The 13,483-nt window shown below is 65.3% G+C and carries 13 protein-coding genes; 5 read left to right on the plus strand and 8 right to left on the minus strand.

The window, feature by feature from the left end; translation table 11 throughout:
• Nucleotides 1–21 precede the first annotated feature (21 nt).
• A complete protein-coding gene (eno, locus tag AB7F10_RS16340; RefSeq protein WP_428562606.1) occupies nt 22–1,305 on the minus strand; it encodes a phosphopyruvate hydratase in 1,284 nt (427 codons plus the stop codon).
• 129 nt (nt 1,306–1,434) lie between these two features.
• Between eno and queF the strand changes: the two genes are divergently transcribed.
• Complete coding sequence (gene queF / locus AB7F10_RS16345) at nt 1,435–1,923, plus strand: preQ(1) synthase (RefSeq protein WP_428562604.1); 489 nt, start codon at nt 1,435–1,437, stop codon at nt 1,921–1,923.
• Between the two features lie 4 nt (nt 1,924–1,927).
• Here queF and AB7F10_RS16350 read toward each other — a convergent pair whose 3' ends face one another.
• The 6 genes from AB7F10_RS16350 to secG form a co-directional block, all read right to left on the minus strand.
• Nucleotides 1,928–3,088, minus strand: a complete 1,161-nt coding sequence (locus AB7F10_RS16350; protein ID WP_428562602.1) for an MFS transporter — start codon at nt 3,086–3,088, stop codon at nt 1,928–1,930.
• A gap of 28 nt (nt 3,089–3,116) precedes the next feature.
• Nucleotides 3,117–3,974 (minus strand): 3-deoxy-8-phosphooctulonate synthase, encoded by an 858-nt coding sequence (kdsA, locus tag AB7F10_RS16355; protein WP_428562600.1) that lies wholly within the window; start codon nt 3,972–3,974, stop codon nt 3,117–3,119.
• A gap of 74 nt (nt 3,975–4,048) precedes the next feature.
• Entirely contained in the window at nt 4,049–4,924 is an 876-nt protein-coding gene (locus AB7F10_RS16360; RefSeq protein ID WP_428562598.1) for a VOC family protein, read from the minus strand.
• A 144-nt stretch (nt 4,925–5,068) separates the two neighbouring features.
• Nucleotides 5,069–5,290 carry a hypothetical protein gene (locus AB7F10_RS16365; protein ID WP_428562596.1) on the minus strand — a complete coding sequence of 74 codons (222 nt, stop codon included), beginning with the start codon at nt 5,288–5,290 and terminating at the stop codon, nt 5,069–5,071.
• 188 nt (nt 5,291–5,478) lie between these two features.
• Nucleotides 5,479–7,107, minus strand: a complete 1,629-nt coding sequence (locus AB7F10_RS16370; protein ID WP_428562594.1) for a CTP synthase — start codon at nt 7,105–7,107, stop codon at nt 5,479–5,481.
• A 213-nt stretch (nt 7,108–7,320) separates the two neighbouring features.
• Complete coding sequence (secG, locus tag AB7F10_RS16375) at nt 7,321–7,722, minus strand: preprotein translocase subunit SecG (RefSeq protein ID WP_428562592.1); 402 nt, start codon at nt 7,720–7,722, stop codon at nt 7,321–7,323.
• Nucleotides 7,723–7,922: 200 nt separating this feature from the next.
• Between secG and AB7F10_RS16380 the strand changes: the two genes are divergently transcribed.
• Nucleotides 7,923–8,360 carry a hypothetical protein gene (locus AB7F10_RS16380; RefSeq protein ID WP_428562590.1) on the plus strand — a complete coding sequence of 146 codons (438 nt, stop codon included), beginning with the start codon at nt 7,923–7,925 and terminating at the stop codon, nt 8,358–8,360.
• On the opposite strand, the gene tpiA is transcribed toward AB7F10_RS16380, so the two are convergent.
• A complete protein-coding gene (tpiA, locus tag AB7F10_RS16385) occupies nt 8,351–9,106 on the minus strand; it encodes a triose-phosphate isomerase (RefSeq protein ID WP_428562588.1) in 756 nt (251 codons plus the stop codon). The genes AB7F10_RS16380 and tpiA overlap by 10 nt on opposite strands.
• 210 nt (nt 9,107–9,316) lie before the next feature.
• Here tpiA and AB7F10_RS16390 point away from each other — a divergent pair, with 210 nt between their 5' ends.
• The 3 genes from AB7F10_RS16390 to AB7F10_RS16400 all read left to right on the plus strand — a co-directional run bounded on the left by AB7F10_RS16390 (nt 9,317) and on the right by AB7F10_RS16400 (nt 13,475).
• On the plus strand, nt 9,317–11,218 hold the full coding sequence (locus tag AB7F10_RS16390) for a SurA N-terminal domain-containing protein (RefSeq protein ID WP_428562586.1): 1,902 nt from the start codon (nt 9,317–9,319) through the stop codon (nt 11,216–11,218).
• A 20-nt stretch (nt 11,219–11,238) separates the two neighbouring features.
• Nucleotides 11,239–12,756 carry an anthranilate synthase component I gene (trpE, locus tag AB7F10_RS16395; RefSeq protein WP_428562584.1) on the plus strand — a complete coding sequence of 506 codons (1,518 nt, stop codon included), beginning with the start codon at nt 11,239–11,241 and terminating at the stop codon, nt 12,754–12,756.
• 83 nt (nt 12,757–12,839) lie between these two features.
• Nucleotides 12,840–13,475 carry an anthranilate synthase component II gene (locus AB7F10_RS16400; RefSeq protein WP_428562582.1) on the plus strand — a complete coding sequence of 212 codons (636 nt, stop codon included), beginning with the start codon at nt 12,840–12,842 and terminating at the stop codon, nt 13,473–13,475.
• Nucleotides 13,476–13,483 lie beyond the last annotated feature (8 nt).

The following is a 13,483-nucleotide window of genomic DNA, read 5'->3' on the forward strand; positions in this document are numbered from 1 at the left end:
CGGTTTAATGAATAGACCGCGTCAGCGGAACGCACGCAGCGCCGCCTTGCCGCCATACTGCGCGTCGTCGCCCAGTTCCTCCTCGATCCGAAGGAGCTGGTTGTATTTCGCGGTGCGATCCGAGCGCGCGAGCGAACCGGTCTTGATCTGCCCGCAATTGGTCGCAACGGCGAGGTCGGCGATGGTCGAATCCTCCGTCTCGCCGGAGCGGTGGGACATCACAGCGGTGTAGCCCGCCTTGTGCGCCATCTCGACGGCGGCGAGTGTTTCGGTCAGCGTGCCGATCTGGTTGACCTTGATCAGGATCGAATTGCCGAGCCCGCGCTTGATGCCGTCCGACAGCCGCTTGACGTTGGTCACGAACAGGTCGTCGCCGACGAGCTGACATTTGTTGCCGATCAGGTCGGTCGCCTGCTTCCAGCCGTCGAAGTCGTCCTCCGCCATGCCATCCTCGATCGAGACGATCGGGTAACGGCCGACGAGTTCGCCGAGATACTGCGCCTGCTCCTTGATCGAGCGGGTCTTGTTCTCGCCTTCGTAGACGTAAGCACCCTTCTTGAAAAATTCGGTCGAGGCCGGATCGAGCGCAATCGCAACGTCGTCGCCCGGCTTGTAGCCCGCCTTCTCGATCGCCTTCATCACGAAGTCGAGCGCCTCCTCGGCGGACTTCAGGTTCGGCGCAAAGCCGCCTTCGTCGCCGACATTGGTGTTGTGGCCGGCGTCGTGCAGCGCCTTCTTCAGCGTCTGGAACACCTCGACGCCCATGCGCAGACCTTCGCGGAAGCTGTCCGCGCCGACCGGCATGATCATGAATTCCTGGAAGTCGATCGGATTGTCGGCATGCGCGCCGCCATTGACGATGTTCATCATCGGCACCGGCAGCAGCCGCGCCGCGGTGCCGCCGACATAGCGATAGAGCGGCAACCCGCGCGAGATCGCCGCCGCCTTGGCGACCGCGAGCGACACGCCGAGGATGGCGTTGGCGCCGAGCCGCGCCTTGTTCGGGGTGCCGTCGAGCGCGATCATGGTGCGGTCGATCTGCGCCTGCGCCTCGGCGTCCATGCCGCCGATGGCGTCGAAGATCTCGCCATTGACCGCGCCGACCGCCTTGGTGACGCCCTTGCCGAGATAGCGCGTCTTGTCGCCGTCGCGCAGCTCCACCGCCTCATGCGCACCGGTCGAAGCGCCGGACGGCACCGCCGCGCGGCCGAGCGAGCCGTCTTCCAGCAGCACGTCGACTTCGACGGTGGGGTTGCCGCGGCTGTCGAGGATTTCACGGCCCATGATGTCGGCGATGGCGGTCATGTCTGATCCTGTGGAGGCGTTCCGGAGGCGGTTGGATGCGGCGCTTCTACAGGATCGCGCCGGTCAGGCAAAGGGGATGCCGGGGCGAGCCTGACGACGCCGGATTCTTCGGCTATGGTCTGCGCCATCATGGCCAAACGCACGACCAGCAAGTCCACCCGAAAGCCCGCCGGCAAGCCGCTGCAACTCGGCAGGCCGGCGCCGGTGCCCGCCTCGCCCGCCGCAGCGCGGCTCGATCGCGTGGCGAACCCGCATCGCGGCACGAATTATCTCGTCCGCTTCACCGCGCCGGAATTCACCACGCTCTGCCCGATCACCGGCCAGCCGGATTTCGCGCATCTCGTCATCGACTATGTGCCGACCCAGTGGCTGGTCGAGTCGAAGTCGTTGAAGCTCTATCTCGCGAGTTTCCGCAACCACGGCGCGTTCCACGAGGACTGCACGGTCAAGATCGGCAAGACGCTCGCCGCTCTCCTCAAGCCGAAATGGCTGCGCATCGGCGGCTACTGGTATCCGCGCGGCGGCATGCCGATCGATGTGTTCTGGCAAACCGGCAAGGCCCCGGCCGGCGTCTGGCTGCCCGATCAGGGTGTCGCGCCCTATCGCGGCCGCGGCTAACGCTCTACGTGGCGCCACGCCGAAGATAGTGGCCGCACATCAGGCCGGTCAGCGCCAGCATGACGCCGGCAAAGCACAGGACCGGCGCGATGCCGACATGAGCGAAGCCGTATTTGTAAAACACCGGCCCGACCGCCTGCCCCATGAAGAAGAAGAACGAATGCAGCGCCATCGCCGAACCGCGCGCGGCAGGCGCCAGCTCGCTCGCGTAGATCTGGACCACCGCGTGCAGCATGTAGAAGGCAAGGCCGAGCGCCATGAAGTCGACGACCTGCACCGGCCATAGCGGCCGGACCGCAACGAAGGCGATGCAGGCTCCCATGACGATGCCGCCGAGACGCATCATCCAGCGCTCGCCGAGACGCTTGAGCAGCCAGGCGACGCGCAGGCTGTAGATCGCCCCGCCAAGTCCAAAACCGGCGATGATGATGCCGGCGATCGAGGCTCGCGCTTCGCCCACGTTCTGCAGCAGCGAGGCGAGATGCGGGAACAGCCCGTACATGAACATCGCCTCGACCACGACCGTGATGAAGCAGAATTTCGCCAGCGGATTGCGGAAGATCGCGCGGTAGTTCGGCAAGGTTTGCGACAGATCGAATCCGCCGCCCTTGCTGCCGAGGCCGCGAAAGCCGAAGAACGCCACGACGAGAATAACGAAGCCGAGCACCGACATCGCGGTGAACACCTCACGCCAGCCGAACAGGTCGGCGACGACACCCGCGCCGGTCGCGCCGAGCAGATTGCCGGTCATGATCGCAAACAGCAGCCGGCCCATCGCGACCTGACGGTCCTGCACCGGAACGAGATCGCCGACAAAGGCGAACGCGATCGGCACCAGGCCGCCCGAGCCGATGCCAGCGATCATGCGGGTGATGAGCAGCAACTCGAAATTGTCGACCAGCGAGCCGGCCAGGGTCGCGACCGACAGCAAGCCGAGGCAGATCAGCATCAGCAACGGCTTGCTGAACATGTCGGCCAGCGCGCCGAGCACCGGCTGGACCAACGCGAAAGGCAGCGCGAAGGCGGTCGACAACAGCGCCGCCGTGGAGGGCAACACATGGAGGCCTTCGGCGATGTCGGGGATGATCGGGTCGAACGACCGCATGAACATCGAGCCGCACAGCGACACGAAGGCGAGAATCGTCAGAACGCGATTGCGGTTCATGGGACGTTTCGGTTAGCAGCGACGAAAGTCAGGCTTTCGCCAGCCGGTCGAATGCGATCAGCCGCTGCAGCAGCGGCTCCATGTCCTTCAGCGGCAACATATTGGGACCGTCGGACGGCGCCTTGTCGGGGTCCTGATGAGTCTCGATGAAGACGCCGGCGACGCCGACCGCGACCGCGGCGCGCGCCAGCACCGGCACGAACTCGCGCTCGCCGCCCGACGAGGTGCCCTTGCCGCCCGGCTGCTGCACGGAATGTGTCGCGTCGAAAATCACCGGCGCTCCGGTCGAGCGCGCGAGGATCGGCAGCGCACGCATGTCCGACACCAGCGTGTTGTAGCCGAACGAGACGCCGCGCTCCGTCACCAATACATTGTTATTTCCAGCGCCGACGATCTTGGCAGCGACGTTTGTCATGTCCCACGGCGCGAGGAACTGACCCTTCTTGACGTTGACCACGCGGCCGGTTTTCGCCGCCGCGACCAGGAGATCGGTCTGCCGGCACAGGAAGGCCGGGATCTGCAGCACATCGACCGCCTGCGCGGCGCGCGCGCACTGTTCAGCCTCGTGCACATCGGTCAGCACCGGAAGCCCGAGGCTGTCGCGAATCTCGGCGAAGATCGGCAGCGCGGCGTCAATCCCGATCCCGCGTGCACTCGACGCACTGGTGCGGTTCGCCTTGTCGAACGAGGTCTTGAAGACGAGGCCGACCTTGAGGCGGCCCGCGATCTCCTTGAGCGCACTCGCCATCTCCAGCGCATGCACCCGGCTTTCGAGCTGGCACGGTCCGGCGATGACGGCGAGCGGTAAGCCGTTGCCGAACTTCACCGGCCCAACGGCGACAACCGGATTTGGCATCTTGGCGGCAGCGTTCACGGGAAAGCCCATCCTTTGGACCATGCTGCCGGACACGCGCGCGGTCAACGTCCGATCCGGGATGGCCGATATTACGCGGCTTCCTGTCAGGCCTGCTCGAAAACGATCGTCGCGCCCAGCGCGGATTCGGGGGTGACGACGACGCGGTCCGCCGTCGTCGTAAAGCCGACGCCGCCGGCCGCCACCGTGGCGCGTGTCCTGGCGAGGTCGTCGACTGCAAGCCGCAGCGCGGCGAGACGCCCGCCCTGCTTGACCGGAGGCGCCGCCACGCCGAATTCGTCGCGGTAATCTGACGGGGTCATGACAGCGATGCTGCCGCGCGGCGTGTCGGCGGCGACGGTCGCGCCTTCGCCTTTGAGTTCCGCGACGCCGGCATAGGCCGACAGGAAACGCGCATGATCGCCGGGGCGCTCGGCACTCAACACGACACCGGCGACGCCGGTCACGCCGTTGGCATGAGTCTGAAATGCCGGATTCCAGAAGTTCTCCGGATAGTGCTGCTGGCAGACGCAGAAGTGATTGTCCGGCGCGTAGCGGTCGGCGGCGAAGACGAGCGAGAACGCGACCTTCACCGCCGAGCCGTCCGGCCGCTTGCCCTCGCGCTCGAACCGCATCGCTTCGGATTGCGCAATGCCGGCTTCGCGAAACGCAGCTTCGTCGGCCTTGGCGTCCGCCGATTCCAGAACGAGCAGCGAGAAGCCCTCGCCGCGCGCGAGAAAATCGCGATGGAACGCGCCGAAGAGTCGCGAGAACCCGTCATCGCCGAGCTTGTCCGGTTCGCCGAGCGTCAGCACTTCGATAAAGAAGTTGGGCATCTGCACGATGTAATTGTGCGTGCCCCAGGGATGCTTGTTGCGCGCGCCGACGGTGAACCCCATCCGGCGGTACAACTCGGCCGCCGCGTCGAGATCGCGAACGGCATGGACGATATGATCGAGGCCGCGTGCCGGATGTCGTGCCATCCGCGATTGTTAGGGCACAGCACGGCGATGTTCAATCGCTACGACCCTCGGGCAGAAAAGGCCGCAGAAGGCGCCAAAAGCACCCGACCTGCGGCCTTCATTCATGATTGCAAAGCCGGCAAGACTTCCGGCGCGCGCGATCGTTCAGGATTTTGCCTTTTTCTTCTTCATGTGCGCGACCTTGGCGGGAGCCGGACAGGCACGCCAGTAGCCGTAATATCCGTCGCCGCCGGTCGTCACCTGGCACATCTTTCCGTTTTTGACAGGCCCGCCCATCTCGTAGGCCATGCCGGCCGCATGCGCGGGAGCGACCGCGACGAAACCGGCCACCGCGAACGCGGCGCCGGCAAGCAGAACTTGACGCATTGGTATCCCCATGAGTTTGCGTGCAGATTGCACGCAGCTATCGGGCCGCCAACGCCATGCCGATTCAAGTTAAGAGCGAGGCAAATCAATTGTCGAAACAGTAAAGGCCGCGACAATCACCGCGGCGTAACTTTCGACAACATTTGCATTGAAATGGAGAGAACGAGGATACGGCCGGTAGCCGCGCGTCAGACCAGCCGGCTCTGCACAACAGCCGCTTCAATGAACGATGCAAACAGCGGATGCGGTTCGAACGGGCGCGATTTCAGTTCGGGATGGAATTGCACGCCGATGAACCACGGATGATCTTCGTACTCGACGATCTCCGGCAGAATTCCGTCCGGCGACATCCCTGAGAACCGCATGCCGCGTTGCTCGAGCCGTCCCTTGTAGGCGGTGTTGACTTCGTAACGGTGCCGGTGACGTTCGGAAATATCGGTCGCGCCGTAAATTCCGGCGACGCGGCTGCCGCGCGTCAGCCGCGCGGGAAACGCGCCGAGCCGCATGGTGCCGCCGAGATCGCCGCCGGCGGCGCGCTTTTCGAGTTCGTTGCCCTTGATCCATTCCGTCATCAGACCGACGACCGGCTCGCTGGTCGCGCCGAATTCCGTGGAGTTCGCCTGCTCGATGCCGCACAGGTTTCGCGCGGCCTCGACCACCGCCATCTGCATGCCGAAGCAGATGCCGAAATAAGGAACGTGGCGCTCGCGCGCGAATTGCGCGGCGCGGATCTTTCCTTCGGCGCCACGCTGGCCGAAACCGCCGGGCACCAGAATGCCGTCGACATGCTCGAGGAACGGCGCCGGGTCTTCGTTCTCGAACACTTCGGATTCGATCCAGTCGAGATTGACCTTCACCTTGTTGGCGATGCCGCCGTGCGAGAGCGCCTCGATCAGTGACTTATAGGCGTCCTTCATGCCGGTATATTTGCCGACAATGGCGATCGTGACCTGCCCTTCCGGGTTGCGGACGCGATCGTCGATCAGTTTCCAGCGCGCCATGTCCGGCGGCATGCCGGCGTCGAGGCCGAACGCCGCCAGCACTTCCTTGTCGAGACCGGCGGCGGAATAGGCTTCGGGCACCGCGTAGATGTTGTCGACGTCGCGCGCCTCGATCACCGCGCTTTCACGGACGTTGCAGAACAGGCCGAGCTTGCGCCGCTCTCCCTCGGGGATCGGACGGTCGGTGCGGCAGAGAAGAATGTCCGGTTGAATGCCGATCGAGCGCAGCTCCTTCACCGAGTGCTGGGTCGGTTTGGTTTTCAGCTCGCCCGCGCTCGGGATGAACGGCAGCAACGTGAGGTGAATGTAGATCGCGTGATGCCGCGGCAGGTCGTTGCCGAGCTGGCGGATCGCCTCGAAGTAAGGAAGGCCTTCGATGTCGCCGACGGTGCCGCCGACTTCGACCAGAACGAAGTCGTAGCCGTCATTGCCGTCGCGAACGAACTCCTTGATGGCGTTGGTGACGTGCGGGATGACCTGAATGGTGGCGCCGAGATAGTCGCCGCGCCGCTCCTTGGTCAGAATATCGAGATAGATGCGGCCGGTGGTGATGTTGTCGGCTCTCGTCGCCGGACGGCCGGTGAAACGCTCGTAATGACCGAGATCGAGATCGGTTTCCGCGCCGTCATCGGTGACGAACACCTCGCCGTGCTGATACGGCGACATCGTGCCCGGATCGACGTTGAGATAGGGATCGAGCTTGCGCAGCCGCACCTTGTAGCCGCGCGCCTGCAACAAAGCGCCGAGCGCCGCCGACGCAAGACCCTTGCCGAGTGAGGAGACCACGCCGCCGGTGATGAAAATATACCGCGCCATGGGATTCGAGCTTTAGCCTTCCGGGTTCGATTCGACGAGCGTGAAAAACGCAGGGCAGATCGCCTGTCCACACGCATCGCGCATGGATGCATCGCTTTCAATCCTTTTTACCGACGCGCGATTTTTTCCCACGATGTTTTTCACTCCACTCACGCGCAATGCGTGACGCCAAAATGCCAAAGGGCCGGAACCCCGGCCCTTCGTTGAAACCTGTTACTGCGATTGCGGCACTTGCGGGCCGGACGGCGCCGGCTGTCCGGAGGGCGCCGCCGGCGCACTCTGCTGCCTGAGCTGATCGAGCACACCGCCGCCGCTTCCGCCGCCGAGCGGGGCGACCGGTCCGGTCGGCGCCTGCTGGGCCGGCTGCCCCCCCGGGATGATCGACGTCGCCTTGCGGTCCATGCCGGCGAGGATCGACAGCAGGAGGCTCGTCGCAAAGAAGACGCCTGCCAGAACGGCGGTCGCGCGCGTCAGCATGTTCGCGGTACCGCGGTTCGTCATGAATCCGCCGCCGCCGCCGATGCCGAGCCCACCGCCTTCGGATCGCTGCAGCAGCACGGCGCCGATCAGCGCCAGGACAATCATCAAATGGACAACGATCAAAACCTGCTGCATGCGCTTTTCTTCCGTGTCGGCCAAATCGCCGGGTCCGGCCCTCAGGCCGGGCGGCGGCTCTCCGACATATAGGAATTCGCGGCGGTCTCTACACGATCTGCCCGACGATTTCCACCATATGCGGTTTCATTGATCGCGGACAAAGACCGTACCCCCGAACCCCTCTATTTTCCTCAAAAATCAACGGATTGGAGGGTCTCATGCCCAAAACGGCCAATGCCACCGCACAAGCCTATCCGCGGCTGCGGACCGCGCTGGATGCACTCGCCGACTGGGTCAGGCGTTCCGACGACGCCTGCGCGGCCGAGCGGGAATTTGCGCAGCTTCCCCCGCAGGAACTGAGCGTGATCGCCCAGGATCTCGGAGTTTCGGTCCACGATCTGCGCGCTGTCTCGGCCAAGGGGGCCGACGGGTCCGCGCAGTTACTCAAACGCATGGAGATATTGCGTCTCGATCCCGCCGAGATCGCGTACCGCCATCCAGCCGTCATGCAAGACCTCGAACGGGTATGCGCCCTGTGCGACTCCCGGCGACATTGCCGCAGCGATTTGCGACGCGATCCGGCCAACACGATCTGGGAAAGCTACTGCCCGAATGCCGATACGTTGCGCGGGTTACGGGCTAAACCTCAGACGTAGGCTGCGGCGATACCGAGAAAATCATCGGCCTTGAGGCTCGCCCCGCCGACCAGCGCGCCGTTGACATCGGCTACCGACAGAAGTTCGCGCGCATTCGCCGGCTTCACCGAGCCGCCATAGAGGATGCGGATCCCTGCGCCCGCCGCGGCAAAGCGCGCGGCAAGCGCCTGCCGGATCGCGGCATGGATCTCGGCGACGTCAGCCGCGGTCGGCGTCAGCCCGGTCCCGATCGCCCAGACCGGCTCATAGGCGACGACCAGATTTTCCGCCGTGCAGCCGTCCGGCAGCGAGCCCCTCAACTGCCCTCCAACCACGGCGAGCGCCCGGCCCGCTTCGCGCTCCTGCCGGGTTTCGCCGACGCAGACAATCGCGGTGAGCCCTGCGCGCCAGGCGGCCCGCGCCTTGGCGGCAACCTCGGCGTCAGTCTCCTTGTGCAAGGTGCGGCGCTCCGAATGGCCGACGATGACGGCGGTGGCGCCGGCGTCCTTCAACATCTCGGCGGAAATATCGCCGGTGAAGGCGCCCGAGGCGTCGGCATGGCAATCCTGGCCGCCGATTGCGACCGCCGATGATGCGGTGATCTGTGCAAAGGCCGCCACAAGCGTCGCGGGCGGGCAGATCATCAGATCGGTCTTTGCCGCGACGCCGGCGGCCCCCGCGACGATCTTCTCAAGCACCGCGGCCGACCCACGCAGGCCGTTCATTTTCCAATTGCCCGCTACCAGCGGACGCACCGATCCCGTCATAAGCCGTTCCCCCTCGATTGATCCTCGCGACTAGCAGACCGCCCGGAGCCGCGCCAGCCCCGCGGGCAGCGGCAATCCGCCTTCAATTGCAATATCTTAGTTAAGCCCCGCGAGTTGCAAGGCGCTTCCCGCGTCCCTATGATGCGGCCGCCTCGGTCGGTCACGACCGGATTGCACTTTCCTCCATCAAACACGGAACGACGGTCGCTCATGCTTCGCGGTATTCAGAAGGCCTCCAGCAACTGGCTCGGCAAGGCCGTCCTCACCGTCGTCATGGGGCTGCTCGTCATCAGCTTCGCGGTGTGGGGCATCGGCGACATTTTCCGCGGCTTCGGTCAGTCGACGCTGGCGACCATCGGCAGCACCGAGGTGTCGATCGAGCAATTCCGCAACTACTACAGCGAGCGCATGACGCAGCTCGGCCGTCAGCTTGGCCGGCCGGTGACGCCCGCGCAGGCGCGTGCGCTCGGTCTCGACCGCCAGATCGTCGGCCAGTACGTCGCCGAGACCGCGCTCGACGAGCGCGCCCGCGCACTCGGCCTCGGTATTTCCGATGCACAGATCGCCAACCGCATCACCGCCGACCCGAACTTCCGCGGCCTGGACGGAAAGTTCGACCGCAACCGCTTCGAACAGATGATCCGCAACGCGGGCTACAACGAAACCACCTACGTCAACGAGCAGCGCAAGCTCACCATTCGCCGGCAGATCGCGCTGTCGGTGAGCGGTGACGTCAAGCCGCCGGACACCGCCGCGAAAGCGATCTTCCGTTTCCAGAACGAGAAGCGCAGCGCCGACATGATCACGCTCGGTGCGGCGCAGGCCGGCGAGATCGCAAAGCCCGACGACGAAACGCTGAAGAAATATTTCGAGGACCGCAAAATCCTGTTCCGTGCGCCGGAGACGCGCAAGGTCACCCTGCTCTCGCTGACGCCGGCCGAGGTCGCCCGCTGGGAAACGGTGCCGGACGCCGATGCGCGCAAATATTACGACGCCCGCAAGGACGAATACGGCACACCGGAACGTCGCCAGCTTCGCCAGATCGTGTTTCCGAACAAGGAAGACGCCCAAGCGGCCTATGACCGCATCAAGGCGGGTACGAGCTTCGCCGACATCGTCAAGGAGCGCGGCCTGAAGGACGCCGACACCGAAATTGGACTGGTCGCCAAGAAGGATGTGATCGATCCCGCGGTCGCGGACGCCGCCTTCACACTCAAGGCCGATGAGGTCAGCGCTCCGGTTCAGGGCCGTTTCGGCACCGTGCTGGTGCAGGCGGTGAAGATCGAGCCCGCCGTGCAACAGCCTTATGAAAGCGTCGCCGACAGCATCAAGCGCAAGATCGCCGAAGAAAAAGCGCGCGGCGAAATCGGCAACCTGCGCGACAAGATCGAGGACGAGCGCGCCGCCGGCTCGACGCTCGAAGAAGCCGCCCGCAAGCTCAACCTCAAGGCGACATCGATCGAGGCGATCGACCGCTCGGGCCGCGACGCCAAGGGCGAGCCGATCAAGGATTTACCGCGCGGCGCGGAGCTGGTCCGCGCCATCTTCGCGAGCGATATCGGCGTCGAGAACGATCCGATACAGCTGCCGAACGGCGGCTATCTCTGGTACGACGTCGCCGGTGTGACGCCCTCGCGCGACCGCACGCTCGACGAGGTCAAGGGCCAGGTCGAGACACGCTGGCGCGAAAACGAGATCGCCGAAAAGCTCAAGGCCAGGGCCGAAGAGATGGTGACGAAGCTCAAGAGCGGCACGCCGCTCTCCCAACTCGCCAGCGAGGCCGGCGTCACCGTGACGACTGTCAAGGATTTGCAGCGCGGCAAGCAGGCCGAAGGCGTGCCGGCCAAGGTCGCCGACGCGGCCTTCAAGACCGCCAAGGGCGGCGCCGGCTCGAGCGAAGGCGACAAGCCCGATACGCGGATCGTCTTCACCGTCACCGACGTGTCGGTGCCGGAGGCCGACGTGGCGCAGATCAAGCCGATCGACACCGCGCTGGCCGGCGCCTACAGCGAAGACCTCGTCAATCAGTATGTCAGCCAGCTCGAGAAAGACCTCGGCGTGCGCATCAACGAGCAGGCGCTCAATCAGGTGACCGGCGCAGCCACCAACTAGGTGGTCCGCCCGCGATAGCCATGCAGATCGAGCCGTCCGAAACGGTTTTCGCCGAACGTTACGCGCGCGGCGAAGCGCAGGTCGTGTGGACGACGCTGGTCGCCGACCTTGAAACGCCGGTCTCGGCATTCCTCAAGATCGCCAGCGGCCGGCCGATGAGTTTTCTGCTGGAGTCCGTCGAAGGCGGCGCGGTGCGCGGTCGCCATTCGATCATCGGCCTCGATCCGGATGTCGTCTGGCGCGCGCGGGACGGCAAGGCCGAGATCAACCGCGATGCGCGTAACAACTCCGACGCCTTCACGCCCTGCCCGCAACCGCCGCTCGACGCGCTGCGCGCGTTCATTGCGGAAAGCCGCATCGCGCTGCCCGACGGTTTGCCACCGCCCTCCGCCGGCGTGTTCGGCTATCTCGGCTACGACATGGTGCGGCAGATGGAAGAGCTGCCCGCGCCCAATCCGGACGCCATCGGCATTCCCGAAGCGGTGATGATCCGCCCAACGCTCGTGGTGGTGTTCGACGCGGTGAAGGACTCGATCACGGTCGTCACGCCGGTGCGGCCGGAAGGCGGCGTCGGCGCGAAGGCCGCGCTCGCCCGCGCGGTGGAGCGGCTTTCGAGCGTGGTCGACAGCCTCGACCGGCCGCTCGACAAGTCGCTGGCCGACACCGATGCAGGCGCAATCGACGCAGCCATCGCCTCGAATACGACGCCGGACGAGTTCAAGGCGATGGTTTTCAAGGCCAAGGACTACATCGCGGCCGGCGATATCTTCCAGGTGGTGCTCTCGCAACGGTTCGAGGCCGAGTTCAAACTTCCGGCCTTCTCGCTCTATCGCGCACTGCGGCGAACCAACCCGTCGCCCTATCTCTATTATCTCGATTACGGCTCCTATGCGGTCGCCGGATCGAGCCCGGAAATTCTGGTCAAGGTCGCGGACGGCACGGTGACGATCCGTCCCATCGCCGGCACGCGGCCGCGCGGCGCGACACCGCACGAAGACAAGGCGCTCGAGGACGAGTTGCTGGCCGACCCGAAGGAACGCGCCGAACATCTGATGCTGCTCGATCTCGGCCGCAACGATGTCGGCCGGGTCGCGGAGATCGGTACGGTGAACGTCACCGACCGCTTCTTCATCGAGCGCTACAGCCACGTCATGCACATCGTCTCGAACGTGGTCGGCAGGCTCGCCGCCGGACAGGATGCGCTGACCGCACTCGCCGCGGGCTTCCCGGCCGGCACGGTGTCCGGCGCGCCCAAGGTGCGGGCGATGGAGATCATCGACGAGCTGGAGACGGAGAAGCGTGGCCTTTACGCCGGCTGCGTCGGCTATTTCTCCGCCGCCGGCACAATGGACACCTGCATCGTGCTGCGCACCGCGCTGGTGAAGGACGGCAGGATGTACGTGCAGGCCGGCGCCGGCGTGGTCGCCGACAGCAATCCCGATTTCGAGCAGCAGGAATGTGTCAACAAGGCCAAGGCCCTGTTCCGCGCGGCCGAGGAGGCCCGCCGTTTTGCCAGCGCCGCCAGGCGCGGCCAGTAAGCCCCGTTCCTGCCGCCTTGACCCTGCGCCGCCGGGCCGTCTAAACCCTTGAGCGGGCAGACAAAGATGCGACCGAAGCGGCGATGATCGTCCTGATCGACAACTACGACAGTTTCACCTTCAACCTCGTCCATTACCTGGGCGGGCTTGGAGCGGAGGTCGTCGTGCGCCGCAACGACAAGGTGACGAGCGAGGACGTGATCGCCTCGGCGCCCGAAGCGATCGTGCTGTCGCCCGGCCCCTGCACGCCGAACGAAGCCGGCATCTGTCTCGATCTCGTCGCCAAAGCGTCGGCGACGATCCCGGTCCTCGGCGTTTGCCTCGGCCATCAGGCGATCGGTCAGGCACTCGGCGGCAAGGTAGTGCGCGCGCCCGAGCAGGTGCATGGCAAGACCTCGGCGATCCGCACCGACGGCACCGGCGTGTTTCGCGGCATCAATGCGCCGTTTCAGGCGACCCGCTATCACTCGCTGATCGTCGACCGCGCCACCATGCCGGCGGACCTCGCCGTCAACGCCGAGACCGAAGACAAGGTGACGATGGGCGTGGCGCATAAATCCCGGCCGCTGCACGGCGTGCAGTTCCATCCCGAAAGCATCGCCTCCGAGCATGGCCACCTGATCCTGAAGAACTTCCTCGACATCGCCACGGCGTGGAACACCGCGCACGGCCGCCGCACCTCGTCAACGAACGCCGCGCCCGCGCGCGCAACGGCCTGAGAGCGCTG

The sequence above is a fragment of the Pseudolabrys sp. genome, assembly GCF_050250095.1.
Taxonomy (GTDB): Bacteria; Pseudomonadota; Alphaproteobacteria; order Rhizobiales; family Xanthobacteraceae; genus Pseudolabrys.

Coding starts and splice junctions, on each gene's coding strand:
- AB7F10_RS16370 (WP_428562594.1), bottom strand. CDS start 7,107: ATGGCGCGGTATATTTTCATCACCGGCGGCGTGGTCTCCTCACTCGGC.
- trpE (WP_428562584.1), top strand. CDS start 11,239: ATGCAGATCGAGCCGTCCGAAACGGTTTTCGCCGAACGTTACGCGCGC.
- AB7F10_RS16350 (WP_428562602.1), bottom strand. CDS start 3,088: ATGAACCGCAATCGCGTTCTGACGATTCTCGCCTTCGTGTCGCTGTGC.
- secG (WP_428562592.1), bottom strand. CDS start 7,722: ATGCAGCAGGTTTTGATCGTTGTCCATTTGATGATTGTCCTGGCGCTG.
- AB7F10_RS16380 (WP_428562590.1), top strand. CDS start 7,923: ATGCCCAAAACGGCCAATGCCACCGCACAAGCCTATCCGCGGCTGCGG.
- AB7F10_RS16390 (WP_428562586.1), top strand. CDS start 9,317: ATGCTTCGCGGTATTCAGAAGGCCTCCAGCAACTGGCTCGGCAAGGCC.
- eno (WP_428562606.1), bottom strand. CDS start 1,305: ATGACCGCCATCGCCGACATCATGGGCCGTGAAATCCTCGACAGCCGC.
- AB7F10_RS16365 (WP_428562596.1), bottom strand. CDS start 5,290: ATGCGTCAAGTTCTGCTTGCCGGCGCCGCGTTCGCGGTGGCCGGTTTC.
- tpiA (WP_428562588.1), bottom strand. CDS start 9,106: ATGACGGGATCGGTGCGTCCGCTGGTAGCGGGCAATTGGAAAATGAAC.
- kdsA (WP_428562600.1), bottom strand. CDS start 3,974: ATGGGCTTTCCCGTGAACGCTGCCGCCAAGATGCCAAATCCGGTTGTC.
- AB7F10_RS16360 (WP_428562598.1), bottom strand. CDS start 4,924: ATGGCACGACATCCGGCACGCGGCCTCGATCATATCGTCCATGCCGTT.
- AB7F10_RS16400 (WP_428562582.1), top strand. CDS start 12,840: ATGATCGTCCTGATCGACAACTACGACAGTTTCACCTTCAACCTCGTC.
- queF (WP_428562604.1), top strand. CDS start 1,435: ATGGCCAAACGCACGACCAGCAAGTCCACCCGAAAGCCCGCCGGCAAG.